Source organism: Methylobacterium sp. 285MFTsu5.1 (genome assembly GCF_000383455.1).
GTDB lineage: Bacteria > Pseudomonadota > Alphaproteobacteria > Rhizobiales > Beijerinckiaceae > Methylobacterium.
Genome location: NZ_KB911278.1, coordinates 48,021 through 70,276, shown reverse-complemented (window position 1 = coordinate 70,276; position 22,256 = coordinate 48,021). Strand labels below are relative to the sequence as shown.

At 70.6% G+C, this 22,256-nt stretch carries 27 protein-coding genes; 15 read left to right on the top strand and 12 right to left on the bottom strand.

All coding sequences use genetic code 11. The features are described from left to right. Positions 1–23 precede the first annotated feature (23 nt). From H288_RS0115155 to H288_RS0115125, 7 genes are read right to left on the bottom strand one after another with little or no spacing between them, the layout of a single operon-like run. Positions 24–1,778 carry a proton-conducting transporter membrane subunit gene (locus H288_RS0115155; protein ID WP_020093426.1) on the bottom strand — a complete coding sequence of 585 codons (1,755 nt, stop codon included), beginning with the start codon at positions 1,776–1,778 and terminating at the stop codon, positions 24–26. Further along, positions 1,775–2,194, bottom strand: coding sequence for a cation:proton antiporter subunit C (locus tag H288_RS32420; RefSeq protein WP_020093425.1), 420 nt, complete (start codon positions 2,192–2,194; stop codon positions 1,775–1,777). The genes H288_RS0115155 and H288_RS32420 overlap by 4 nt, the downstream gene beginning before the upstream one ends. Then, on the bottom strand, positions 2,191–2,967 hold the full coding sequence (locus H288_RS0115145; protein WP_020093424.1) for an MnhB domain-containing protein: 777 nt from the start codon (positions 2,965–2,967) through the stop codon (positions 2,191–2,193). Before H288_RS0115145 ends, H288_RS32420 begins: the two co-directional genes overlap by 4 nt. Then, entirely contained in the window at positions 2,964–3,215 is a 252-nt protein-coding gene (locus H288_RS0115140; RefSeq protein WP_020093423.1) for a DUF4040 domain-containing protein, read from the bottom strand. Before H288_RS0115140 ends, H288_RS0115145 begins: the two co-directional genes overlap by 4 nt. Further along, positions 3,212–3,496 carry a monovalent cation/H(+) antiporter subunit G gene (locus H288_RS0115135; protein WP_020093422.1) on the bottom strand — a complete coding sequence of 95 codons (285 nt, stop codon included), beginning with the start codon at positions 3,494–3,496 and terminating at the stop codon, positions 3,212–3,214. The genes H288_RS0115140 and H288_RS0115135 overlap by 4 nt, the downstream gene beginning before the upstream one ends. Beyond that, positions 3,493–3,744, bottom strand: a complete 252-nt coding sequence (locus tag H288_RS0115130) for a monovalent cation/H+ antiporter complex subunit F (protein WP_020093421.1) — start codon at positions 3,742–3,744, stop codon at positions 3,493–3,495. Before H288_RS0115130 ends, H288_RS0115135 begins: the two co-directional genes overlap by 4 nt. Beyond that, on the bottom strand, positions 3,741–4,244 hold the full coding sequence (locus tag H288_RS0115125; protein ID WP_020093420.1) for a hypothetical protein: 504 nt from the start codon (positions 4,242–4,244) through the stop codon (positions 3,741–3,743). Before H288_RS0115125 ends, H288_RS0115130 begins: the two co-directional genes overlap by 4 nt. A gap of 129 nt (positions 4,245–4,373) precedes the next feature. Between H288_RS0115125 and H288_RS0115120 the strand changes: the two genes are divergently transcribed. Beyond that, on the top strand, positions 4,374–4,943 hold the full coding sequence (locus tag H288_RS0115120; protein WP_020093419.1) for an NUDIX hydrolase: 570 nt from the start codon (positions 4,374–4,376) through the stop codon (positions 4,941–4,943). Between the two features lie 198 nt (positions 4,944–5,141). Then, positions 5,142–6,311, top strand: coding sequence for an acetyl-CoA acetyltransferase (locus H288_RS0115110; protein WP_020093418.1), 1,170 nt, complete (start codon positions 5,142–5,144; stop codon positions 6,309–6,311). A 129-nt stretch (positions 6,312–6,440) separates the two neighbouring features. Here H288_RS0115110 and H288_RS0115105 read toward each other — a convergent pair whose 3' ends face one another. The 3 genes from H288_RS0115105 to H288_RS0115095 form a co-directional block, all read right to left on the bottom strand. Further along, positions 6,441–7,730, bottom strand: a complete 1,290-nt coding sequence (locus H288_RS0115105; RefSeq protein ID WP_020093417.1) for an O-acetylhomoserine aminocarboxypropyltransferase/cysteine synthase family protein — start codon at positions 7,728–7,730, stop codon at positions 6,441–6,443. Between the two features lie 58 nt (positions 7,731–7,788). Continuing rightward, positions 7,789–8,175, bottom strand: coding sequence for a response regulator (locus H288_RS0115100; protein WP_026604970.1), 387 nt, complete (start codon positions 8,173–8,175; stop codon positions 7,789–7,791). An 85-nt stretch (positions 8,176–8,260) separates the two neighbouring features. Next, a complete protein-coding gene (locus tag H288_RS0115095) occupies positions 8,261–8,917 on the bottom strand; it encodes an alpha/beta hydrolase (protein ID WP_010686946.1) in 657 nt (218 codons plus the stop codon). Between the two features lie 273 nt (positions 8,918–9,190). Here H288_RS0115095 and H288_RS0115090 point away from each other — a divergent pair, with 273 nt between their 5' ends. The 12 genes from H288_RS0115090 to H288_RS0115030 all read left to right on the top strand — a co-directional run bounded on the left by H288_RS0115090 (position 9,191) and on the right by H288_RS0115030 (position 19,753). Further along, the gene (locus H288_RS0115090) at positions 9,191–10,360 is read left to right on the top strand and encodes a cysteine desulfurase family protein (protein ID WP_020093415.1); all 1,170 of its coding nucleotides are present in this window, start codon (positions 9,191–9,193) and stop codon (positions 10,358–10,360) included. 68 nt (positions 10,361–10,428) lie between these two features. After that, complete coding sequence (gene sufB / locus H288_RS0115085; protein WP_026604969.1) at positions 10,429–11,898, top strand: Fe-S cluster assembly protein SufB; 1,470 nt, start codon at positions 10,429–10,431, stop codon at positions 11,896–11,898. 25 nt (positions 11,899–11,923) lie between these two features. Next, positions 11,924–12,163 carry a hypothetical protein gene (locus H288_RS0115080; protein ID WP_020093413.1) on the top strand — a complete coding sequence of 80 codons (240 nt, stop codon included), beginning with the start codon at positions 11,924–11,926 and terminating at the stop codon, positions 12,161–12,163. Positions 12,164–12,178: 15 nt separating this feature from the next. Next, the gene (gene sufC / locus H288_RS0115075) at positions 12,179–12,931 is read left to right on the top strand and encodes a Fe-S cluster assembly ATPase SufC (protein WP_020093412.1); all 753 of its coding nucleotides are present in this window, start codon (positions 12,179–12,181) and stop codon (positions 12,929–12,931) included. A 3-nt stretch (positions 12,932–12,934) separates the two neighbouring features. After that, positions 12,935–14,257: a SufD family Fe-S cluster assembly protein gene (locus H288_RS0115070; protein WP_020093411.1), complete on the top strand. Its 1,323-nt coding sequence runs from the start codon at positions 12,935–12,937 to the stop codon at positions 14,255–14,257. Between the two features lie 203 nt (positions 14,258–14,460). Next, positions 14,461–15,705 carry a cysteine desulfurase gene (locus H288_RS0115065; RefSeq protein WP_020093410.1) on the top strand — a complete coding sequence of 415 codons (1,245 nt, stop codon included), beginning with the start codon at positions 14,461–14,463 and terminating at the stop codon, positions 15,703–15,705. 50 nt (positions 15,706–15,755) lie between these two features. Beyond that, positions 15,756–16,139, top strand: a complete 384-nt coding sequence (locus H288_RS0115060) for an SUF system Fe-S cluster assembly protein (RefSeq protein WP_020093409.1) — start codon at positions 15,756–15,758, stop codon at positions 16,137–16,139. 261 nt (positions 16,140–16,400) lie between these two features. Then, positions 16,401–16,718: a hypothetical protein gene (locus tag H288_RS0115055; protein WP_234081021.1), complete on the top strand. Its 318-nt coding sequence runs from the start codon at positions 16,401–16,403 to the stop codon at positions 16,716–16,718. 300 nt (positions 16,719–17,018) lie between these two features. Further along, on the top strand, positions 17,019–17,345 hold the full coding sequence (locus H288_RS0115045; protein ID WP_042673770.1) for a hypothetical protein: 327 nt from the start codon (positions 17,019–17,021) through the stop codon (positions 17,343–17,345). A 273-nt stretch (positions 17,346–17,618) separates the two neighbouring features. Beyond that, the gene (locus tag H288_RS0115040; protein WP_020093405.1) at positions 17,619–17,870 is read left to right on the top strand and encodes a hypothetical protein; all 252 of its coding nucleotides are present in this window, start codon (positions 17,619–17,621) and stop codon (positions 17,868–17,870) included. Between the two features lie 171 nt (positions 17,871–18,041). Further along, positions 18,042–18,977: an ABC transporter ATP-binding protein gene (locus H288_RS0115035; RefSeq protein ID WP_026604968.1), complete on the top strand. Its 936-nt coding sequence runs from the start codon at positions 18,042–18,044 to the stop codon at positions 18,975–18,977. 14 nt (positions 18,978–18,991) lie between these two features. Next, on the top strand, positions 18,992–19,753 hold the full coding sequence (locus H288_RS0115030; RefSeq protein ID WP_042673785.1) for an ABC transporter permease: 762 nt from the start codon (positions 18,992–18,994) through the stop codon (positions 19,751–19,753). Positions 19,754–19,757: 4 nt separating this feature from the next. Here H288_RS0115030 and H288_RS0115025 read toward each other — a convergent pair whose 3' ends face one another. After that, positions 19,758–20,522: an alpha/beta fold hydrolase gene (locus H288_RS0115025; RefSeq protein ID WP_020093402.1), complete on the bottom strand. Its 765-nt coding sequence runs from the start codon at positions 20,520–20,522 to the stop codon at positions 19,758–19,760. Positions 20,523–20,638: 116 nt separating this feature from the next. Here H288_RS0115025 and H288_RS0115020 point away from each other — a divergent pair, with 116 nt between their 5' ends. Beyond that, the gene (locus H288_RS0115020) at positions 20,639–21,481 is read left to right on the top strand and encodes an FkbM family methyltransferase (protein ID WP_020093401.1); all 843 of its coding nucleotides are present in this window, start codon (positions 20,639–20,641) and stop codon (positions 21,479–21,481) included. Here H288_RS0115020 and sfsA read toward each other — a convergent pair. Then, complete coding sequence (gene sfsA, locus H288_RS0115015) at positions 21,468–22,181, bottom strand: DNA/RNA nuclease SfsA (RefSeq protein WP_020093400.1); 714 nt, start codon at positions 22,179–22,181, stop codon at positions 21,468–21,470. The genes H288_RS0115020 and sfsA overlap by 14 nt on opposite strands. Between the last annotated feature and the right edge of the window lie 75 nt (positions 22,182–22,256).

The following is a 22,256-nucleotide window of genomic DNA, read 5'->3' as shown; positions in this document are numbered from 1 at the left end:
GAGGCGCGCGGCGACCGGCGCGCTCAGGCTATGGCCAGCACGGCCGCGATCGCCGCCACGCCCACGGCGAGCCAGGCGGCGTAATCGCCGATCAAGCCGCTATGGAGCATTTCCAGCACGCGGGTCGGCGCCGATTGCGTCGCGCTGACCGGCCGGACCACGAACGCAGGCAGGTGTCTGCGGAACAGCCCGTAGCCCGCGCCGGCCAGGGCGGCGGCGACCGAGGCCCAGGGGAGCCAGCCGGGCCCCTCCGCCAGCGCGTGCACGGTCGGCCGGTGCATGAAGGCCGACGCCGCCCGCGGGAGGGCGTGCTCGATGAGAGCCGCCGGCAGACCGATATCGAGCGCGAGGAGAAGGCAGCACGGCGCCAGCATCAGCCAGAGCGGCCGGTGGGCCTTCTCGCGCTCGTCCGCGCTCGGGGCGCCGGCTTCGTCGCCGGGATCGGACCCGAGCCCGAGGAAGATCCGGCCCGCGGCCCGCAGCACCGCGGCCCCGGTCAGCGCCGCGCCGATGGCACCGGCCGCCAGCGCCACCCCGTACCCCTGCTGCCAGAGCGCGCCCTGGACGAGGCGCGTGCCCTGGTCGAGCACGCCGAGGGGCAGGCCGCAGAGCAGCAGCCCGGCCAGGGCCATGGCGATGCCGGCGGGCCAGATCCCCCGTCCGAGGCCGCGCAGGGCGATCTCGTCGATGCTGGCCTGGGTGGCGAGCAGGATGCCGGCGATCATGAACAGGGCGCCCTTCACCAGCCCGTGCCCGACCACATAGACGAGCATCCCGCCGGTCCCGTCGACCGAGAGGGCGCCGAGGCCGGTGAGCATGATGCCGGCATGCGAGATGGTCGAGAAGGCGAGCAGCCGCTTGAGGTGCCGCTGCAGCAGCGCCATCCAGCCGCCCAGGAGGGCGGTGAAGCTGCCCAGGCCGATGAGGAGCCCCGGCAGGGCGTGCTGGACCTGATCGGAGCCGCCGAACGCGACGGCGCTCACCTTCGCGAGGCCGAACAGGCCGAGCGAGACCATCGATCCGGAGAAGATCACCGAGACCGGGCTCGGCGCGACCGCGTGCGCGTCGGCGAGCCAGAACTGGAACGGCACGATCGCGCCTTTGATCATCAGGGCGGCCGCGACGAGGCAGAACGCCCCGGCCACCACCGGATCCCGGCCGCCCCGCGCCACCGCCGCCGCGATGCCCTCGAAGTCGAGCGTGCCGGTCTGGGCGTAGATCAGCCCGATGCCGCCGAGCATCAGGAAGCCCGCGAGGCTGTTCACCACCGTGAAGTTGATGGCGCCCGCCAGCGACGACTCCGCCAGGTGGTAGGCCGTGAGCGCGAAGGCCGCGACGCTCATCACCTCGAACCACACGAACAGGTTGAACATGTCGCGGGTGAAGCAGAACCCGACCATGGCGGCCAGGAACAGCAGCATCAGGATGTGGAAGTGGCCGTGGGTGCGGTCGAAGAAGCCCCAGGCGAACACGAAGGTCAGCGCGTAGAGCAGCCCGATGAAGGCCGCGACCCAGCCGCTGGCCTCGTCCACCGAGAAGCCGATCCCGAGATGGACGCCGTCGCGCGGCTCCCAGCCGCCGAACCAGTAGACCAGCGGCCCGTCGGCGGCGTGTGTGGCGATGACGCCGCAGAGCACCGCGACGGTGAGCGCCGCCAGCGTCGCCAGGATGTCGGGCAGGCGGCCGGGCAGGACGTGCGCGGTCGCCAGCATCGCGGCGCAGACCACGAGCGGGACGGCGACGGGCAGGGGCAGGAGGGCGGCCGGGAAGGCGGTCACGGGGCGTTCCGCTCCGCGTCGCGCACGCGGCCGGATCCCGCATCGCGCCCGGACTTGCCGCCCGCGCGCATCGGCCGGAGCTTCTCCGGGTCCAGGCTGCCGCCGCGCTTGTAGGCCTGGATGGTCAGGACGAGGAGGAGGGCGGTGAGCGTCGCGCCGACCACGATGTCGGTGAGCACCAGCGCCTGCATCACCGGGTCCACGGCGGGCGTCCCCGGCGGATGGTCGTAGAAGATCGGCGCGATGCTGCCCCAGCGATAGCCGAGGCCGAGCAGCAGCACGTAGGTCGCCGATTGGCACACGCCGAGGCAGCCCACGAGGTGGATGAAGTTGCGGCTCGTGGCGATGCCGTAGAGGCCGATCCCGAACAGCCACGCGGCGACACCGTAGGGCAGGACACTGGTGACCGCACTCACGCGGATTCCTCCCCCGGCTCCTCGGGCGCGTCGGCCGCGCGGGTCTCCTCCATGAATTCCAGGAAGAGCTGCGTGAAGCCGCCCGTCACCGCGAGGGCGACGCCGAGATTCTCGACCAGCATCAGGCCGCCCGAGAACAGGTCGCGGAAGGTGCCGAGCGGCAGGATGTTCTGCATGAAGGCGGCGCCGGTGAGCATCGGCACCAGCCCGCACAGCGCGAAGAGCAGCGCGCCGCCCCCCTCCAGCGCGTCGAGCCAGTGGCTGCGGATGGCGTCGCGCCAGCCGGCATAGCCCTCGCCGAGGTAGATCAGCAGGGTTCCGGAGGCGAGGATGACGCCGCCCTGGAAGCCGCCGCCGGGCGTGACGGTCGCGTGCAGCACGACGTAGAGGCCGAACAGCGCGGTGAGCGGGCCGGCGACGCGGCACGCCAGCACCACCGCCTCGGAGCGCGGGATCACGGCCCGGCCGGGCCGGCGCATGGCGCGCTCGGAGCTGCCTTCGCCGCGCCGCCCGCGCAGCAGCACCACCGTCCCGGTGATGGCGGCGAGCAGCATGAATTCCTCGCCGAGGGTGTCGAGGCCGCGCAGGTCGAAGTTGATGGCACTCACCATGTTGGCGACGTGCCGGGCCTCCGGGACAATCGCGTTGATGCGCGCGCCGTACTGGGCGATCGTCGATCCGAAGGGCGGCAGGCCGGCGATCACCGCGGCCGCGCCCGGGAGGAGGACGAGGCCCGCGACGGCCAGGAGCGCGACGCGGGCGCGCGGGCTCACGATTCCTCCTCGGGCGGCTGCGTCCGCACGGCCATCAGGGCCACGAGGAAGAGGAGCGGCACCGCCGCCGAACCGACCGCCAGCTCCGAGAGCGCGACGTCGGGGGCCTGGAGGGCGTCGAACAGGATCGCCAGGACGAGCCCGTTGACCGCGATGGCGAAGACCTGCCGCGCGGGGTCGCGCACGAGGACCACGGCGGTGCCGGAGACCGCGGTGAGCAGGAAGAGCAGCGGCAGGATGACCGTCATGCCGAGCGGCCCTCGCGCATCAGCACGGCCCGGCCCGAGACGTGCGACAGGACCGCCGCCCAGGCGAGGAACACCACCATCATCACCAGGATCTTGAGCGAGCGCCCGGAGACGCCGTCCGCGAGGAAGGCCGCCACCGTCACGAGGATCGAGGCCGCCACGTTCAGGAACGCGAGGGCGTGAATCCGGTCGAGCGCCCGGGGCAGGCGCCAGAGGGCGAGGGCCGCGAGCCACGCGGACGCCACGGCGAGAGCCAGGACCGAGCCGATCGCGACGCTCATATCCAGCGCTCCAGGAAGACCGCGAGCAGCATCGTGCCGGGCAGGTTGAGCAGGACCAGGGTGAGGGCGAGATCGGTGATCGACGCCTGATCGGTGGCGAAAGCCATGAGCGTCAGGATCAGGACCGTGACGCTGCCGGCGAGCTGGTAGGCGGCGAAACGCTGACCGGGTCTGCCCCGCCACGCGAGCACCGCGGCCACCGCGAGCGGCGGCAGCAGCGCCAGGATGGCGACCGTCCAGACGCTCATCGCGCCTCCTCCAGGCCGTGCGTCACCACGGTTCCGTGCGCGCGGTCGAGGGTGAGCACGTAGCTGTCGGGGGCGAGCGACGCGGCCAGAAGCCCGACCGCCCGAGCGGCCGGCGCCGCGTCGCCCTCCGGCGTGGCCCAGGCGATCTCGGCGGCGCTCCGCTCGCGGGTCGCGCCGCCGCCGGCGCGACCGAGGATCGCGCGCAGGAGGTGCAGCCCGACGCGGGCGGTCTGGCGCGGCATGTCGCGGACGGCCGGGCCGAGCGGGTGGAGCGACGCCCGGTCGAAGCGGAAGCGCAGCCCGCCGCGCCGTCCGACGCCCCACCACCAGAGCGTGCCGAGACTGGCGCATCCGACGGCGGCCATCCCCTCGTTCAGGCTCACCGAGCCGGCGAAGACCATGTAGGTGAGGGCGAGGACGACCCAGATCGCTGCGCCGTCGCGCCGCGAACGCTTCCGGATCCCGCCGATCGGTCCTGCCTGCGTCGATCCTGCCCGCATCGATCCTGACCGGCGCGCCCCGCGGAAGCGTGACCATGTGCGTGTCCGACCAAACGTGGCCGCGGTCGTCGGCGTTCCCGGAACCCGGGGACACGGTTCCGTGTAGGGCGATGAGGAGTGGGCGTGCACATGAAAGCCGAGATCCTCACTATCCGCTTCGTCCACGAGGGCTGGAGCCGCTTCGGGATCGCGCGGGTGCGCCTCGCCGATGGGGCCGTCGTCGAGCGCGAGATCGAGGACCACGGCGACTCGGTCGGGATCCTGCCCTACGACCCGGAGCGGAAGGTCGCGACGCTCGTGCGCGAGCTGCGGGTGCCGCCGCTTTTCGCGGCCGGCGAGCAGGTCCAGCTGGAGGCACCGGCGGGCCTGATCGACGGCGGCAGCCCGGAGGAGAACGCCCGCCGGGAGGCGCTGGAGGAGGTGGGCCTTCGCCTGCGGGCGCTCGAGTTCGTCGGCGCCACCTATTCCTGCGCCAGCCTGACCACCGAGAAGATCCATCTCTACCTCGCGCCCTACGGCCGGGCGGATCGCGCGGAGGCGGGTGGCGGAGCCGAGGGCGAGCACGAGAACATCCGGGTGGTCGAGATGCCGCTGGCCGAGCTCGCCGCACGCGCCGACCGCGCCGCGATCACCGACCTGAAGACGCTGGCCCTGATCCTGGCGCTCCGCGCACGCCATCCCGAGGTGTTCGCCCCGTGAGAGGCCGCCGCGCGCTCGGCCGCGCGCTGCTGACCGCGCTGGTGCTGGTCGGCGTCGCGTGGGTCGCCTTCCACCTGCGCTGAGCGGGCCCGAGCGGCCCTCCTCCGGACGGGTCCGGCGCGTCGAAGAACCCGCGCCCTGTCTTGATCGCCGGCCGCGGCGGGCCCATCGTCCTGTCCACACACGGGAGGTCACCGGATGACGCGCGCCTGCATCGTGGGCTGGGCCCACACCCCCTTCGGCAAGCTCGAGGAGCCCGATGTCGAGGGGCTGATCGCCCGGGTCTCGGGCGAGGCGCTGGCCCATGCCGGCGTCGAGGAGTCGCAGGTCGACGGCATCTACGTGGGCTCGATGAACACCGGCTTCTCGAAGCAGGGCTTCGAGGGCTCGCTGGTGGCGGTGAACCGGCCGGGCCTCGCCCACGCGCCGGCGACCCACCTGGAGAACGCCTGCGCCACCGGGTCGGCGGCGCTCTACGCGGCCCTCGACTTCGTCGACAGCGGCCGCGGCCGCGTGGCCCTGGTGATCGGCGCCGAGAAGATGACCGCCAAGACCGTCGCTGAGACCGGCGACATCCTGCTGGGCGCCTCCTACCGTAAGGAGGAGGCCGACATCGAGGGCGGCTTCGCGGGCGTGTTCGGGCGGATCGCGGCGGGCTACTTCCAGCGCTACGGCGACCGCAGCGAGGAGCTGGCCCGCATCGCCGCCAAGAACCACAGCAACGGCGTCGGCAACCCCTACGCGCAGTTGCGCAAGGACCTCGGCTTCGACTTCTGCAACCGGGTCTCGGAGAAGAACCCCTACGTGGCCGCCCCCCTGCGGCGCACGGACTGCTCGCTGATCTCGGACGGGGCGGCGGCGCTTGTGGTGGCCGATGCCGAGACCGTCGAGGGCCTGGAGCGGGCGATCGGCTTCCGCGCCCGGGCGCACGTCAATGACATCCTGCCCCTGTCCCGCCGCGACCCGGTGGAGTTCAAGGGCGCGCGAATGGCCTGGGAGAGGGCGCGGGCCCAGGCCGGGATCGCCAACGAGGACCTCTCCTTCGTGGAGACCCACGACTGCTTCACGATCGCCGAGCTGATCGAGTACGAGGCGATGGGCCTCGCCGCGCCGGGCGAGGGCTACCGCGTGGTGCGCGAGGGGCTCGCCGAGAAGGGGGGCCGGCTGCCGATCAACCCGTCCGGCGGGTTGAAGGCCAAGGGTCACCCCGTGGGGGCGACCGGCGTGTCGATGCACGTCATGGCGTGCCTCCAGCTCATGGGCGAGGCCGGGGAGATGCAGGTGCCCGGGGCGGAGCTCGCCGGGATCTTCAACATGGGCGGCGCGGCGGTGGCCAACTACGTGTCGATCCTGGAGCGGCGGCGCTGAGGCCATCCCGGTTGCGGCCAATCCCTGCCCGCCGTGGCCGTCCTCGCGGGCGGCGCGACGCAATCCAGCGGTGTCAGGATCGTCGAGATCGCGCGGCTCTGGGTCGCTTCGCCGTGCTCGCGATGACGACTAGAGGCGATCCAGCGCCTGCTGGAGATCGGCGATCAGGTCGGCCTCGTTCTCCAGCCCGATCGACAACCGCACGGTCTCGGGCCCGACCTGCGCGGCGGCCTTCTCGTGCTCCGGCAGCTGCCGGTGCGTGGTCGAGGACGGGTGGATCGCCAGCGACTTGATCTCGCCGATGTTCACCAAGTGGGAGATCAGCTCCAGGCCGGCGATGAACCGCAGCGCCGCCGGCTCGCCGCCCTTCAGCGCGAAAGTGAAGATCGAGCCCGGCCCGTCCGGGGTGTAGCGGCAGGCGAGGTCCTCGCCGGTCTGGCCCGGCAACATCGGGTAGCTCACCCAGGCCACGGCCGGGTGATCCTTCAGGAAGGCCGCCACCGCCCGCGCGTTGGCGCAATGCCGCTCCATACGCAGCGGCAGGGTCTCGATCCCCATGAGCGTCAGGAACGCGTTCATCGGCGACAGGCCGGGCCCGAGGTCCCGCAGGCCGAAGAACCGGCACGCCGCCGCGAAGGGGGTCGCCGGGAAGGCCTCGGTGAGCACCAGCCCGTCATAGTCCGGCCAGGGCTCGGTGATCAGGTTGTAGCCGCCGGCCTTCGCCCAGTCGAAGCGGCCGGCGTCGCAGATCACGCCGCCGATGGTCTGGCCGGAGCCGCTCAGGAACTTCGAGGTGGAGTGCCAGACGATGTCGGCGCCGTGCTCGATCGGCCGGATCAGGGCCGGCGAGGCGAGGGTGTTGTCGACGACGAGCGGCAGGTTGTGGCGGCGGGCCACCGCGGCGATGCCGTCGAGGTCTACCACCGAAGCGCAGGGGTTCACGATCGATTCGCAGAAGATGGCCCGGCAGTCCGGGGTGATCGCGGCCTCGAAATCCTCCGGGGCCATACCGCGCGCGAAGCGCGGCTTCAGGTCGTAGCGCCCGTCGAGCCGGCGCATCAGGCCCAGCGACCCGCCGAACAGGCGCGGGGACGCGACGTAGGCGTCGCCGCTCTTCAGCAGCGTCATGAGAATCAACTGCATGGCCGACTGTCCGGAGGACACCGCCACGCCCGCCTTCGCGCCCTCGAGGTCGGCGATCCGGCGCTCCAGCGCGGCGACGGTCGGATTGGATCCGCGCGAGTAGGAGAAGCCGGTCCGGCGGCCCGCGAAGATGTCGGCGGCCTGCTCAGTCGAGTCGAAGACGAAGCCGTTGGTGAAGTAGATCGGCTGGACCCGGGCGCCCGTTGCGGGATCGGGCGCCGCGCCGGCGTGGATGGCCCGGGTCGCGAAGCGGTGCGGTCGGTTCTGGTCCGTCATGGCTCTCGGTCGGGTGTTCAGGGCCCGGACCGGGTGTCAGCCCGAGCGGATCCGTGCGTCAAGCCGCGCGGCGGATGAAGGCCTGCAGGGTCCGGACCAGGGTGGTCGGCTCGTAGGGCTTCGGGATGAACCGCGCGCCCTCCGGCATGTCGTTGGGACCGGGCGTGCCCATGCCCGACACCACCAGCACGGGAATCGACGGCCAGCGATGCGCGACGAGGCGCGCCAGGGCGAAGCCGTCCATCGACCCCTGCGGCATGTCGACGTCGGTCATCAGGACCCCGACGTCGTCGCGGTTCTCCAGAACCTTCAGCGCCTTGTCGGCATGCGTCGCCTCGACGACGGTGAAGCCCGCATCCGCGAGGGTGTCCGAGGCCTCCATCAGAAGGAGGCCGTCATCTTCCACGAGGAGAACGACGGGGTGGTCGGACGGGCTATCTGACATCAGACCTGCGAAGGTGCGTCTCAATTCCGAAACCCGCGCCCTATTCCTCCGGGGCTCCCCCCGTCAAGGCGCGGGGCCGGATCCGTCAGGCCGCCTCCTCGCGCTTGCCGAGGCGCTTGTCGAGGTAGGTGTCGACCGTCTGGGTCAGTTCCTCGACCTTGCCGTCGAAGAAATGGTTGGCCCCCTCGACCATCTGGTGCTCGATGATGACGCCCTTCTGGGTCTTCACCTTCTCGATCACCGGCATGACCTCGCGGGCGGGCGCCACGCGATCCTCGGAGCCGTGCACGAACAGGCCGGAGGAGGGGCAGGGGGCCAGGAAGGTGAAGTCGTAGCGGTTCGCCATGGCGGCGATGGAGATGAAGCCTTCGATCTCGGGGCGGCGCATCAGGAGCTGCATCCCGATCCACGAGCCGAAGGACACGCCCGCGATCCAGCAGGACTTCGCCTCCGGGTTGACCGACTGCACCCAGTCGAGGGCGGCCGCGGCGTCCGACAGCTCGCCCGAGCCGTGGTCGAACGAGCCCTGGCTGCGCCCGACTCCGCGGAAATTGAAGCGCAGGGCCGCGAAACCGCGATTGGCGAACGTGTAAAACAGGTTGTACACGATCTGATTGTTCATCGTGCCCCCGAACTGGGGGTGCGGGTGCAGGATGATGGCGATCGGCGCGCCGCGCTTCTTGGGGGCTTGGTAACGGCCTTCCAGGCGGCCGGCCGGGCCGGTGAAGATCACTTCGGGCATCGCTCGTCTCTCGCTCCGGAGATCGCCCGCCGGGCTATCAGCCCGGCGGCGCAGCAGCCTTGACTCGTCGCGCGCGCACCATAAAAGCAGTCTTAGAACAGTTCTAGGCGATTAGAACTGTTCTAAACAACCCGTCCGAAGCACCGCGTTGGCTGCCACGCCGACCGTGCCGGGTCGGCGGGATCTCATTGTCTCGGCGCGCCTTAGCACGGCGAGCCGGCGCGCGGGCAAGGAATTGTGACGCGCCGCAGCAGAGGGCTTAACGGAACGCGGATGAGCCGGGCACGCGCCTATCTCGACTACAACGCCACCGCGCCGGTCCGCCCGGACGTCGCGGAGGCGGTCGCGCGCGCGCTCACGCTCCCCGGGAACCCGTCCTCGATCCACGCGGAGGGGCGGGCGGCCCGGGCCGCCCTCGAAGCGGCCCGCACCCAGGTGGCGGCGCTCGTGAACGCCCAGCCCGAGCAGGTCGTCTTCACCAGCGGCGGAACCGAGGCGGCAAACGCGGTCCTGTCGGGCGCCCTCCGTCGCGGCGGCGCGGCGGCCCCGAGGCGGCTGCTCCACTCCGCCACGGAGCATCCCTGCGTCGCGGCCGGTCACCGGTTCCCGGACGCGGCCGTCGAGGAAGTCCCGGTCACCGCCGAGGGCGTGGTCGATCTCGCCGCCCTGGAGGCGCGCCTGGGTGCTCTCGCCGACGAGACCCTGCTCCTCTCGGTCCACGCCGCCAACAACGAGACCGGCGCGGTGCAGCCGCTGGCCGAGATCGTCGGCCTGGCGCGGGCGCACGGCCGGACCCTGGTTCACAGCGACGCCGTGCAGGCCGTCGGCAAGATCCCCCTCGACATGGCGGCGCTCGGCCTCGACGCGCTGACCCTCTCGGGCCACAAGTTCGCGGCGCCCAAGGGGGTCGGCGCGCTGGTCCTGGCCGAGGGCGTCAGCCTGGAGAGCGCCTTCCTGCGCGGGGGCGGCCAGGAGCGGCGGCTGCGCTGCGGCACCGAGTGCCTGCCGGCCATCGTCGGCATGGGTGAGGCTGCCCGGATCGCCCGCGCGGCGCTCGACGCGGAGGCCGCGCGCCTCTCCGCGCTCCGGGACCGGGTCGAGGCCGGCGTGCGCACCATGGCGCCGGACGCGGTGGTGTTCGCCGCCGGGGCGCCGCGCCTGCCCAACACCCTGAGTTTCTCGGTCCCGGGGCTCGACGCGCCCTCGGCCCTGATCGCCCTCGACCTCGCCGGCGTGGCGGTGTCGTCGGGCTCGGCCTGCTCGTCGGGCAAGGTCGCGCGCTCGGCGACGCTCGCCGCGATGGGCGTCGGTTCCGACCTCGCCGGGGGGGCGCTGCGCGTCAGCCTCGGCTGGAACACGGTGGACGAGGAGGTGGCATGCTTCCTCGACGCCTTCGAACGGGTCTTGGAGACCCTATATAGACGGCGAGGCCAGGCGGCCTGAGCGCCGCCCCCCCGCTTTCCGACAGACGCTTCCCGGTCCTTGACGCCGGAGATGCCTAGGAGACGCTGATGCCTGCTGTGCAGGAAACCATTGATCGGGTCCGCTCGATCGACCTCGACCAGTACAAGTACGGGTTCGAGACCACGATCGAGATGGAGAAGTCCGAGAAGGGCATCTCCGAGGACGTCGTCCGCTTCATCTCGGCCAAGAAGAACGAGCCCGCGTGGCTGCTGGAGTGGCGCCTCGACGCCTACCGGCGCTGGCTGACCATGAAGGAGCCGGAGTGGGCCCGCGTCTCCTACGACAAGGTCGACTATAACGACATCTACTACTACGCCGCCCCGAAGCGGCAGGGCCCGGAATCGCTCGATGAGATCGATCCCGAGATCCTGAAGACCTACGAGAAGCTCGGCATCCCGCTGCGCGAGGTCGAGGTGCTGGAAGGCATCGCGCCGGAGCGCCGCGTCGCGGTCGACGCCGTGTTCGACTCGGTCTCGGTCGCCACCACCTTCAAGAAGGAGCTGGAGAAGGCCGGCGTGATCTTCATGCCGATCTCCGAGGCGGTGCGCGAGCATCCCGAGCTCGTGCAGAAGTACCTCGGCTCGGTCGTGCCGGTGACCGACAACTTCTTCGCGACGCTGAACTCGGCCGTCTTCTCCGACGGGTCGTTCGTCTACATCCCGCCGGGCGTGCGCTGCCCGATGGAGCTGTCGACCTACTTCCGCATCAACGAGCGCGACACCGGCCAGTTCGAGCGCACGCTGATCATCGCCGACAAGGGCTCCTACGTCTCGTATCTCGAGGGCTGCACCGCCCCGAAGCGCGACGACAACCAGCTCCACGCCGCGGTGGTCGAGCTCGTCGCCCTGGATGATGCCGAGATCAAGTACTCGACCGTTCAGAACTGGTACCCGGGCGACAACGAGGGCAAGGGCGGCATCTACAACTTCGTGACGAAGCGCGGCGACTGCCGCGGCGCCCGCTCGAAGATCTCGTGGACCCAGGTCGAGACCGGCTCGGCGATCACCTGGAAGTACCCGTCCTGCATCCTGCGCGGCGACGATTCCCGCGGCGAGTTCTACTCGATCGCGGTGTCGAACGGCATGCAGCAGGTCGATTCCGGCACCAAGATGATCCATCTCGGCAAGAACACGACGAGCCGGATCATCTCGAAGGGCATCTCGGCCGGCCGGTCGCAGAACACCTACCGGGGCCTCGTCTCGGCGCACCGGAAGGCCAAGGGCGCGCGCAACTTCACGAACTGCGACTCCCTGCTGATCGGCGATCAGTGCGGCGCGCACACCGTGCCCTACATCGAGTCGAAGAACGCCTCGGCCGTCTTCGAGCACGAGGCGACGACCTCGAAGATCTCCGAGGAGCAGAAGTTCTACTGCCAGCAGCGCGGCCTCTCCGAGGAGGAGGCGACCGCGCTCATCGTCAACGGCTTCGTGCGGGACGTGCTGCAGCAGCTGCCGATGGAGTTCGCCGTCGAGGCCCAAAAGCTGATCTCGATCAGCCTGGAAGGCTCGGTGGGCTGACCGCCTGGGCGGATACGACGACGACGTGCTGCGCGCGGCCCATCGGCACAGCGCGCGGCACGCCGACGAGGTCAGGAGCAGCGTCCTGTGCGGATGCTTCTTCTGCCTCGAGGTTTTCGCGCCGGACGAGATCGCGGGCTGGATCGCCGATGAGGGCACCGCCCTCTGTCCCCGGTGCGGCATCGACGCGGTGATCGGCGACCTCTCCGGCTACCCGGCCGGGAGCGCCGCGTTCCTGCGGGCGATGCGGGACGAATGGTTTTGAAGGACTTGGACTGACATGCTGGAAATCAAGAACCTCGTCGTGCAGATCGAGGACAACCGCATCCTGAACGGCCTCAACCTGACCGTGAACGACGGCGAGGTCGCGGCGATCATGGGCCCGAACGGCTCGGGCAAGTCGACCCTCTCCTACGTCATCGCCGGCAAGGAGGATTACGAGGTTCTCGACGGCGAGATCCTGCTCGACGGGCAGAACGTTCTGGAGATGGCCGCCGACGAGCGCGCCGCGGCCGGCATCTTCCTGGCCTTCCAGTACCCGCTGGAGATCCCCGGCGTCGGCACCATGACCTTCCTCAAGGCCTGCCTGAACGCGCAGCGCAAGGCGCGCGGCGAGGCCGAGCTGTCGACCCCCGACTTCATCCGGGCGGTGAACGGCGCGGCCGACAAGCTCGAGATCAACAAGGAGATGCTCAAGCGCGCCCTCAACGTCGGCTTCTCCGGCGGCGAGAAGAAGCGCATGGAGATCCTCCAGATGGCGCTGCTGCAGCCGAAGTTCTGCGTGCTCGATGAGACCGATTCCGGCCTCGACATCGACGCCCTGCGGATCGTCTCCGAGGGCGTGAACGCGCTCCGCGACCAGGGCCGCTCGTTCCTGGTGATCACCCACTACCAGCGCCTGCTCAACCACATCGTGCCCGACACCGTGCACGTCATGTCGAAGGGTCAGATCGTGAAGACCGGCGGCAAGGAGCTCGCCCTCGAGCTCGAGGCCTCCGGCTACGCCGAGTACCGCACCGGGGAGGCGGCCTGAGCCATGGCCGACGTCACGAACCTCCGCTCCCCCGCCGAGGCCGGCCTGTCGAAGCTGTTCGAGTCGGCCCGCCAGAGCTTCGCCAGCGAGAAGGCGATCGCCCGCGAGGAGGCGTTCCGCTTCTTCGAGGCGACCGGCCTGCCGAGCCGGCGGGTCGAGGCCTTCAAGTACACGGACCTGCGCGCCGCCATCACGGAGGCCGCGCCCCCGGCCGAGGCGCCGAGCCTCGACGTCGCCCAGGCGGCCGTCGCCGGGGCGAAGGGCTTCGCCGGCATCGAGGCCGCGCGCCTGACCTTCGTGAACGGCCATCTCGTCCGCGAGCTGTCGGATCTCGACCGGATCCCCGAGGGGGTCACGGTCGTCCCGATGTCCGAGGCGCTGACCGAGGCGCATGTCGACCTGAAGCAGCTCGCCCCGGTGGCGCAGGCCCGGGAGAACCCGGTCTACCAGCTCAACACCGCCTTCCTGGCGGACGGCGCGCTGATCAAGGTCTCGCCCGGGGCGAAGCCGGCGCGGCCGCTGCACCTGCGCTTCGTGGGCGCCGGGAACACGCCGTTCTCGACGGCGACCCGCGTGCTCGTCCAGATCGGCGAGGGCGCGGAGTTCGGTCTCCTGGAGAGCCACGAGGGCCCGGACGGGCTCACCTGCCAGCCGAACGACGCCCTCGACGTGGTGGTCGGCCCCAAGGCCGCCTTCCGGCACACCCGCCTGAACAAGCAGGGCGACGCCGCCATCGCGCTCTCGACCCTGTCGCTCAAGGTCGAGGCCGAGGGTCAGGTCGAGACCGTGAACCTCGTGACCGGAGCGGTCCTGTCGCGCCACCAGATCTTCGTCCACGTCGCGGGCGACGACACCAACGTCGTGGTCAACGGCGCCGCCATGCTGCGCAAGGGCCAGCTCGCCGACTCGACGCTGCTCGCCGACCATGCCGCGGTCGGCGGCGTCGGCCGCGAGCAGTTCAAGTGGATCATCGACGGCGACGCCACCGGCGTGTTCCAGGGCAAGATCATCGTCCGTCAGGCCGCCCAGCAGACCGACGGCAAGATGAAGTCCGACTGCCTCCTCCTCACCGACGAGGGGCAGATGATGAACAAGCCGGAGCTGGAGATCTTCGCCGACGACGTGGCCTGCGGCCACGGGGCCACCTGCGGCGCCCCGGACGAGGATCTGCTGTTCTACCTGATGGCCCGCGGCCTTCCGCGCGCGACCGCCGAGAGCCTGCTCGTGCAGGCCTTCGTGGGCGAGGCCGTGGAGGCGGTCACGCACGAGGGCGCCCGCACGGCGCTGATCGGCGAGATCGAGGCCTGGCTGAAGGCGCGCGGCTGATCGTCCCGGCCGGTTCCGCTCCGCGGACCGGCCCTTCTCGAGACCTGATCCCGTCCTGAGGTCACCGCGGCAGCGGGCCCTACAGGCGGGATCCGGGGATCGCAACGCTAGCTGGAGGCCTCCTTCGAGGCCTCCGCTTCGCTCCGGCACCTCAGGATGAGGGCTGTTCCCGGGATCGGCGAAGTCTTCGGAAGGTCGCGACCATGAACGCACCCGTCCTCACCCCCGCCTACGACGTCGAGGCGATCCGGAAGGATTTCCCGATCCTGTCGCAGCAGGTCTACGGCAAGCCGCTCGTCTACCTCGACAACGCCGCCTCGGCGCAGAAGCCCCGGCAGGTGATCGACGCGATGGTCTCCTGCATGGAGACCGGCTACGCCAACGTCCATCGCGGCCTGCACTACATGGCGAACGCCGCCACCGAGGGCTTCGAGGGCGCGCGCGAGACCACGCGCCAGTTCCTCAACGCCGCCTCGACGGACGAGATCATCTTCACCCGCAACGCCACCGAGGCCTACAACCTCGTGGCCTCGTCGATGGGCTGGGCCGGCCTGATCGGGGAGGGGGACGAGATCATCCTCTCGATCATGGAGCACCACTCCAACATCGTGCCCTGGCACTTCCTGCGCGAGCGCCGGGGCGCCGTGATCAAGTGGGCCCCGGTCGACGACCAGGGCAATTTCCTTATCGAGGAGTACGAGAAGCTGTTCTCGCCGCGCACCAAGATGGTGGCGATCACCCACATGTCGAACGTGCTCGGCACGGTGACGCCGGCCGCCGAGATCGTGCGCATCGCCCACGCCCACGGCGTGCCGGTCCTGCTCGACGGGGCCCAGAGCGCGGTGCACCAGCCGGTCGACGTGCGGGCGGTCGATTGCGACTTCTTCGTCTTCACCGGCCACAAGGTCTACGGCCCGACCGGAATCGGCGTGCTCTACGGCAAGAAGGAATGGCTGGAGCGCCTGCCGCCCTACCAGGGCGGCGGCGAGATGATCCGGACGGTCAGCGAGGACGCGATCACCTACAACGATCCGCCCCACCGGTTCGAGGCCGGCACCCCGGCAATCATCGAGGCGGTCGGTCTCGGCGCCGCGCTCGAGTACATGATGAATCTCGGGCGCGACGCGATCGCCGCCCACGAGGCGAAGCTCACGGCCTACGCGCAGGAGCGCCTCGGCGCGATGAATTCCCTGCGCCTCATCGGCACCGCACCGGGCAAGGGCGGCGTGATCGCCTTCGAGATGAAGGGTGCGCACGCCCACGACATCGCCACGGTGATCGACCGGCAGGGCGTGGCGGTGCGGGCCGGGACCCACTGCGCGATGCCGCTGCTCAACCGCTTCGGCGTCACCTCGACCTGCCGCGCCTCGTTCGGGCTTTACAACACGACCGCCGAGATCGATGCCCTTGCCGAGGCGCTCGGCAGAGCAGAAATGCTGTTCACCTGATACTGGGATGAGGCTGGTCCCGCCCGCGCGGGCCCGGGGAGAGTGAAGCGATGAGCACCGACGCCACCATCACGGGCGGCAAGAACGCCCCCGACGTCGCCGGCGACTCGACGATCCCGCAGGCGGAACTGGACCGCCTGACCGACGACATCGTCGCGGCGCTGAAGACGGTCTACGATCCCGAGATCCCGGCCGACATCTACGAGCTCGGGCTGATCTACAAGGTCGATATCGGCGACGATCGCGTCGTCGCGATCGACATGACCCTCACGGCGCCCGGCTGCCCGGTCGCGGGCGAGATGCCCGGCTGGGTTGAGAACGCGGTGTCCGCCGTGCCGGGGGTCCAGTCCTGCGCGGTGACCATGGTCTTCGACCCGCCGTGGGACCAGAGCCGCATGTCCGACGAGGCCCGCGTCGCCCTCGACATGTGGTAGCGCCCCCGCGGAGCGTCACGGCTTCCCGAAGGGACTCCCGGGCGCGACGCGCGGACCCTGCGCGGCGCCCGATCGTCGTGGCACGGGAAAGGCTCGCACCGCGCCCCGGTCGCGGGCGGCGAGTGTCGACGCCGGCGCGATCTGCGGACTTCTACGCAGCCGTTAAGGCCCCGCTAACCATGACCCCGCAGATCGGTGGCGACCGCCGCGAGGGCGGCCTCTCCTCGATACAGTTGGTGGAAGCGGATGGCTGCGGGCTACGTGGTCGCGGCGTTCTTGGAGGCGGCCGGGCTGGCCGGCCTCGTGATCGCCGTGCTCAAGATGCGGACGGAGCGGCGGGCGCGGGCCGCGGACTTGCGGAGCTTCCTTCGCTCCGGACAGATCCCGATTGTCGAGACCGGGGGAATGCGCCGTCCCGCGGACGCTGCCGCGCGGCTGATCGCCGTCCCGTACACGACCGGCCGGGGCGGTGCTCCGGAGGCTCGGCCGTCGGCCGCCCGCGCGGCGCTCGGACGCGCCTTCACGTCCGGGGGCGCGGTGCCGCGCGCCGGGTTGACCGGCGCAATCAGCGCAGGATGACGTCGAGGCCGCTGCCGAGCAGGACCACGGCGCTGAGCGTCAGCATGAACTTCAGGTCTTCGAGACGGGCGCTCATGATCGATTCTCGATGTTCGGCTGGTTGGCCGCCGTTCCGATGACCGATGATCACCAGATTAACGAATTTTTCGCGAGTCCTTTCAGGATCCGTTAGGGATTTACCGACGGTTTCCGTTCGCTAACGTTACCGATGTGTTAACGCCTCTTCCGGAGCCGTCGGCTCATTCTGGTCCGGCGGGGCGGCACGATCTGCGCCGGCCGGAACTCACGAAGGTTCGAGCCATGTCTCCACGTCCGCGCACAACATTCGGGCGGGCCGTCGACTGGATGTTTCGCGACAGGACCACCGGCGCGATCACCGTGGCGCAGTGGCCGAACCTGCCGCTCTGGCTCTTCGCGGGCCTGAGCCTCGCGGCCTGGCTGGCCCGGGACAGGGGAGAGCTGGCCCCCTGGCTGCCGGCCTCCTCTCTGTCCTTCGGGGCCGATATCGCGCTGACATGGTGGGCGATCGACGAGCTCCTGCGCGGCGTGAATCCCTGGCGCCGGATCCTCGGTGCAGCGACCCTGATCGGCCTGGCCGCGCTGATCACGCTTCGGCGAGCGGCCTAATGCCGGAACCATGCTACCGGCAATTGTATTTCTGGATGTTGATTCGGAACGGAGGCTGAACCGACTTCGCCGATTACAGATGAGCGGCACAAGATCTCGGTCCGGGGTGGCTGTCCGCGCGTTCTGGACAGTGCGGCCCTGCCAAGCTGATACCATAACGGTAGGTTGCACCCGCCGAGAAAGTGTGGATGGTCGTGCCGCGCGCCGCGTGAGCAGCGTCTGTGGGCATCCCGTGCATCCGAGCTCGGCCGAAGGACTGGTTTCGAAGAGATCATGACGGACGCGGGCGGATTCGATCTCGACGGCACGGCGAACTCCGCTCACGAGCGGGAAGTGCTGCTTCGCCAGATCGCCCACGCGCTGAACGTCCCGGTCTCGATCTTCCGCGGGCCGCCGGGGTCCCCGGCAGCCGGCGGCCCGAGCGCCGCGGAATGCGCCGCCCTGCTGACCGCGTTCTCGCGCATCGAGGATCCGGATCTCCGCAAGGAGTGCCTCGCGCTGGCGGAGCGCCTCGGCCGCCGGTGAGCCGCGGGCGCCCTCGCGGTGCGGTGGCGCACACGGGCTCGGTCAGCGCCGGTCATTCACCATGCTATAGGGGCGCCCGCCGCCGGAGGCGTCCCGCTCGGCCGGCCCCTCGCGTGTCCGGTGCCTGAGCATGGCTGCCGGACCCGTGCACGCTCCCGCTCGCACCAGGCTCTGATGCCGATTATCTCCATCTCGAAGCTGTCGAAGACCTACACGTCCGGCTTCACAGCCCTGCGTGACATCGACCTCGCCATCGAGCGCGGTGAGATCTTCGCGCTGCTCGGTCCGAACGGAGCGGGCAAATCCACGCTCATCAACATCGTCTGCGGGATCGTCACCGCGAGTGCGGGGACCGTCCTGGTCGACGGCCACGATATCGCGGCGGATTACCGCGCCGCGCGCCGGGCCATCGGGCTCGTCCCGCAGGAACTCACCACCGACGCCTTCGAGACGGTGCTGAACACCGTGAGCTTCTCCCGCGGCCTGTTCGGGCTGCGGCCGGATCCCGGGCATATCGAGCGGATCCTCCGGGCGCTGTCCCTCTGGGACAAGCGCGACAGCCGGCTGATGACCCTGTCGGGCGGCATGAAGCGGCGGGTGCTTATCGCCAAGGCGCTGTCGCACGAGCCCCGGGTGCTGTTCCTCGACGAGCCCACGGCGGGCGTCGACGTGGAGCTGCGCCAGGACATGTGGCGCCTCGTGCGCGACCTGCGCCAGCAGGGTGTCACCGTCATCCTCACCACCCACTATATCGAGGAGGCCGAGGAGATGGCCGACCGCATCGGCGTGATCCGCCGGGGCGAGATCATCCTCGTGGAGGAGAAGGCCGCGCTGATGCGCAAGCTCGGGCGCAAGCAGCTGACGCTCCACCTCCAGCAGCCGATCGCCGCCGTACCGCCGGAACTCGCCGATTACGGCCTGGCGCTCGGCGGGGAGGGGACCGAGCTGGTCTACACCTACGACACCCGCGCCGAGCGCACCGGCATCACCGGGCTCCTGACCGGCCTCGCGGCGGCGGGCATCCGCTTCAACGACCTCCACACCGAGCAGAGCTCGCTGGAGGACATCTTCGTCGGCCTCGTGCGCGAGGAGAGGGCACAGGCATGAGCGCGGCGTTCAGCATGAACTGGCCGGCGATCCGGGCCATCTACCTGTTCGAGATGGGACGCTTCTGGCGCACCGCCGGGCAGAGCATCCTGGCCCCGGTCATCTCGACGACCCTGTACTTCGTGGTGTTCGGCGCGGCGATCGGCTCCCGGGTCTCGGCGGTCGACGACGTGCCCTACGGGCTGTTCATCGTGCCCGGCCTGATCATGCTCTCGCTGCTGACGCAGAGCATCTCCAACGCCTCGTTCGGCATCTACTTCCCGCGCTTCGCCGGCACGATCTACGAGATCCTGTCGGCGCCGATCTCGCCGCTGGAGGTGGTGCTGGGCTTCGTCGGCGCCGCGGCCTCGAAGTCGATCCTGATCGGGCTGATCATCCTGGCGACCTCGGCCCTGTTCGTGCCGCTGCGGATCGACCACCCGCTCTGGATGATCGGCTTCCTGCTGCTCACCGCGGTGACGTTCAGCCTGTTCGGCTTCGTCATCGGCCTGTGGGCGGACGGGTTCGAGAAGCTGCAGCTGGTCCCGCTCCTCGTCGTGACCCCGCTCACCTTCCTGGGCGGCAGCTTCTACGCGATCAGCATGCTGCCGCCGTTCTGGCACGCGGTGAGCCTGCTGAACCCGGTCGTGTACCTGATCAGCGGGTTCCGCTGGGCGTTCTTCGGCAAGGCGGACGTGAACATCGCGGTCAGCCTCGGCATGACCGCGCTGTTCCTGGTGATCTGCCTCGGCCTCGTGACCTACATCTTCCGCACGGGCTACCGGCTGAAGAGCTGAGGCCTCAGGGCTGCGCGGCCAGGAAGGCCAGCACCCCGTCCCGGTGCGGCTTGGCGCCGACCGCCGTGGAGTGGTCCTTGCCCTCGATCTCGAGGGCCCGGGCGTCCGGGATCAGGGCGGCGAGGGCCGGCCCCGAGCCCGCGACCGTGTCGAGGGTCCCGACCGAGACCAGGACCGGCACCTCGATCTGCGCGAGCTCGCCCCGGCTGAGCGTCTGGCGCGAGCCGCGCATGCAGGCGGCGAGCGCCCGCAGGTCGCTCCGGGTCTGCTCGGCGAACATCCGGAAGGCCGCCGCCGTGGGGTTGGGCGCGGGCGTCCCGGCGGGCGCCTCCAGGGCCTCGGCGATGCCGGAGGGCAGGCCCTTGCCCTCGATCAGGTGCATCCCGAGGCCGCCGATCAGGGCCGAGCGCACCCGGTCCGCGTGGTCGAGCGCGAGATGCGCGGTGATCCGGCCGCCCATCGAGTAGCCCATGACATGGGCGCGCGCGATGCCGAGATGGTCGAGGAGCCGGATCGCGTCGCCGGCCATCGCCTCGGAGCTGTAGGCGGCCGGGTCGTAGAGCTTCTCGCTCTCGCCGTGGCCGCGGTTGTCCAGCGCGATCGCGCGGTAGCCGGCCTGGGTCAGGGCCTTCACCCACTGGGTGTTGACCCAGTTGACCGCGTGGTTCGACGCGAATCCGTGGATCAGCAGGATCGGCTTGCCCGGACCGTCCGCCGGCGGGACGTCGATATAGGCGATCCGCACGCCGTCGGAATTGAAGGTCTCCATGCCACGCAACCTGTGTTCATCAAGCTCGGCCACGGCTTAGACCACCCGGACGCGCGGGAGCAACGCGGATCGATCCGCTTGCGGGTCGGAGCGCCGGCTGGCAAACCGCCCCGGTCATGACGGACACGCAGCCCTACGGCACCTACGAACCGTCCGGCCTCGTGGCGGCGATCACCCGCCGCACGAACCGGATCCCGGCCGAGTCCTGGTACGGGCGGCGCCTCGCGCTGTTCCTGCGCCGGATCGCGATCGCGCGCCTCGGGGGCAAGCCCCTCGACGTGACCCGCTACGGCGCGCGGATGCGGCTGCACCCGTACAACAACAACTGCGAGAAGAAGGTGCTCTTCACCCCGCAGTTCTTCGACCCGGAGGAGCGGGCGCTGCTGCAGGAGCGCCTGCCGCGGGACTGCGTGTTCCTCGACATCGGCGCCAATGTCGGCGCCTACGCCCTCTGCGTGGCCGCGTTCTCGGGGCCGGGGGCGCGGATCGTCGCCGTCGAGCCGCAGCCGGACGTGTTCGACCGCCTGACCTACAACATCGCCCAGAACCCGTTCCACACCGTCAAGGCGGTCGCCTGCGCGGTGGCCGACAAGGCCGGCGAGCTGACCCTGTTCATCGATCCGCGCAACCGCGGCGAGTCGAGCCTGCGCATCGTCGGCACCAACGAGGGCGCGCGGATCACCGTGCCGGCGGTGACGCTCCTCGACCTGCTGCGCAGCGAGGGCCTCGACCGCGTCGACGCCATCAAGCTCGACGTCGAGGGCGCCGAGGACCTGATCCTCGAGCCGTTCCTCCGCGAGGCGCCGGACGCGCTCCTGCCGCGGATCCTGCTGGTCGAGAACGGCACCGGCCAGTGGCAGCTCGACCTGCTGCGGCATCTGGGGCGCTACGGCTACCGCGAGATCGCGCGCTCGCGTCTCAACCTGATGTTCGAGCGCGGCGCCGTCAGGCCGGCGTGATCACCGGGATCTCCTCGGCGATGGCGACGCCCTCCGGCGCGACGGCGCAGCGATAGGCGCGGACCGCCACGCCCGCCGCGCGCGCCTCGCGGAACGCCCGGTCGAAGGCGGGATCGATGTCCCGGGCGACGTCGAAGGCCTCGGCCCGCATCTGCACGACGATGACCACCAGCGCGCGACCGCCCTCGGCCACGACCTGCGCCAGGTCGCGCATGTGCCGGGCGCTGCGGGCCGCCTTGCAGTCCGGGAACTCGGCCAGGCCCGCCCGCCGCATCAGGTGGCAGTTCTTGACCTCGACGTGGCATGGCCCCGTAGCCGCGCCGCTCGCGAGGAAGTCGACCCGGCTGGCCGCCGCGTAGCGCACCTCGGGCCTCAGCGCGTTGTGGCCGTCGAGCGCCGCGATCGCGCCGGCCCGGAAGGCCTCGGCCACGAGCGCGTTCGGCCGCATCGTGTTGATGCCGACCCACTGCGCCCCGCCGGGGAGGTCGGCCTCCACCAGCTCCCAGGTGAGCGGCAGCTTGCGCGCGGGGTTGCTCGAGCGCGACAGCAGCACGCGCGCACCCGGCGTGTTGAGCCCGAGCATGGCTCCGGGATTGGGGCAGTGAACGGTGACGCGGCCGTCATCGGTGTCGATATCGGCGAGGAAGCGCTTGTAGCGCTGCACGAGCCGTCCCGGCACCAGCGGCGCGGCGAACTGCATGGGGTCTCCGGGGTTCACGTAGTCGCGGGCCGCGGTCGCGCTATCTGCCTGCAGGACCCGCCCGACGCCAGAGTT

Bases quoted from the DNA above. Each gene is read 5' to 3' on its own strand.
- H288_RS0115025 (WP_020093402.1), bottom strand. From the start codon at position 20,522: ATGGAGACCTTCAATTCCGACGGCGTGCGGATCGCCTATATCGACGTC.
- H288_RS0115095 (WP_010686946.1), bottom strand. From the start codon at position 8,917: ATGCCCGAAGTGATCTTCACCGGCCCGGCCGGCCGCCTGGAAGGCCGT.
- H288_RS0115110 (WP_020093418.1), top strand. From the start codon at position 5,142: ATGACGCGCGCCTGCATCGTGGGCTGGGCCCACACCCCCTTCGGCAAG.
- H288_RS0115125 (WP_020093420.1), bottom strand. From the start codon at position 4,244: ATGCGGGCAGGATCGACGCAGGCAGGACCGATCGGCGGGATCCGGAAG.
- H288_RS0115060 (WP_020093409.1), top strand. From the start codon at position 15,756: ATGAGCACCGACGCCACCATCACGGGCGGCAAGAACGCCCCCGACGTC.
- H288_RS0115140 (WP_020093423.1), bottom strand. From the start codon at position 3,215: ATGACGGTCATCCTGCCGCTGCTCTTCCTGCTCACCGCGGTCTCCGGC.
- H288_RS0115100 (WP_026604970.1), bottom strand. From the start codon at position 8,175: ATGTCAGATAGCCCGTCCGACCACCCCGTCGTTCTCCTCGTGGAAGAT.
- H288_RS0115090 (WP_020093415.1), top strand. From the start codon at position 9,191: ATGAGCCGGGCACGCGCCTATCTCGACTACAACGCCACCGCGCCGGTC.
- H288_RS0115045 (WP_042673770.1), top strand. From the start codon at position 17,019: ATGTCTCCACGTCCGCGCACAACATTCGGGCGGGCCGTCGACTGGATG.
- H288_RS0115040 (WP_020093405.1), top strand. From the start codon at position 17,619: ATGACGGACGCGGGCGGATTCGATCTCGACGGCACGGCGAACTCCGCT.
- H288_RS0115120 (WP_020093419.1), top strand. From the start codon at position 4,374: ATGAAAGCCGAGATCCTCACTATCCGCTTCGTCCACGAGGGCTGGAGC.
- H288_RS0115105 (WP_020093417.1), bottom strand. From the start codon at position 7,730: ATGACGGACCAGAACCGACCGCACCGCTTCGCGACCCGGGCCATCCAC.
- H288_RS0115130 (WP_020093421.1), bottom strand. From the start codon at position 3,744: ATGAGCGTCTGGACGGTCGCCATCCTGGCGCTGCTGCCGCCGCTCGCG.
- H288_RS0115065 (WP_020093410.1), top strand. From the start codon at position 14,461: ATGAACGCACCCGTCCTCACCCCCGCCTACGACGTCGAGGCGATCCGG.
- H288_RS0115020 (WP_020093401.1), top strand. From the start codon at position 20,639: ATGACGGACACGCAGCCCTACGGCACCTACGAACCGTCCGGCCTCGTG.
- H288_RS0115070 (WP_020093411.1), top strand. From the start codon at position 12,935: ATGGCCGACGTCACGAACCTCCGCTCCCCCGCCGAGGCCGGCCTGTCG.
- H288_RS0115135 (WP_020093422.1), bottom strand. From the start codon at position 3,496: ATGAGCGTCGCGATCGGCTCGGTCCTGGCTCTCGCCGTGGCGTCCGCG.
- sufC (WP_020093412.1), top strand. From the start codon at position 12,179: ATGCTGGAAATCAAGAACCTCGTCGTGCAGATCGAGGACAACCGCATC.
- H288_RS0115030 (WP_042673785.1), top strand. From the start codon at position 18,992: ATGAACTGGCCGGCGATCCGGGCCATCTACCTGTTCGAGATGGGACGC.
- sfsA (WP_020093400.1), bottom strand. From the start codon at position 22,181: ATGCAGTTCGCCGCGCCGCTGGTGCCGGGACGGCTCGTGCAGCGCTAC.
- sufB (WP_026604969.1), top strand. From the start codon at position 10,429: ATGCCTGCTGTGCAGGAAACCATTGATCGGGTCCGCTCGATCGACCTC.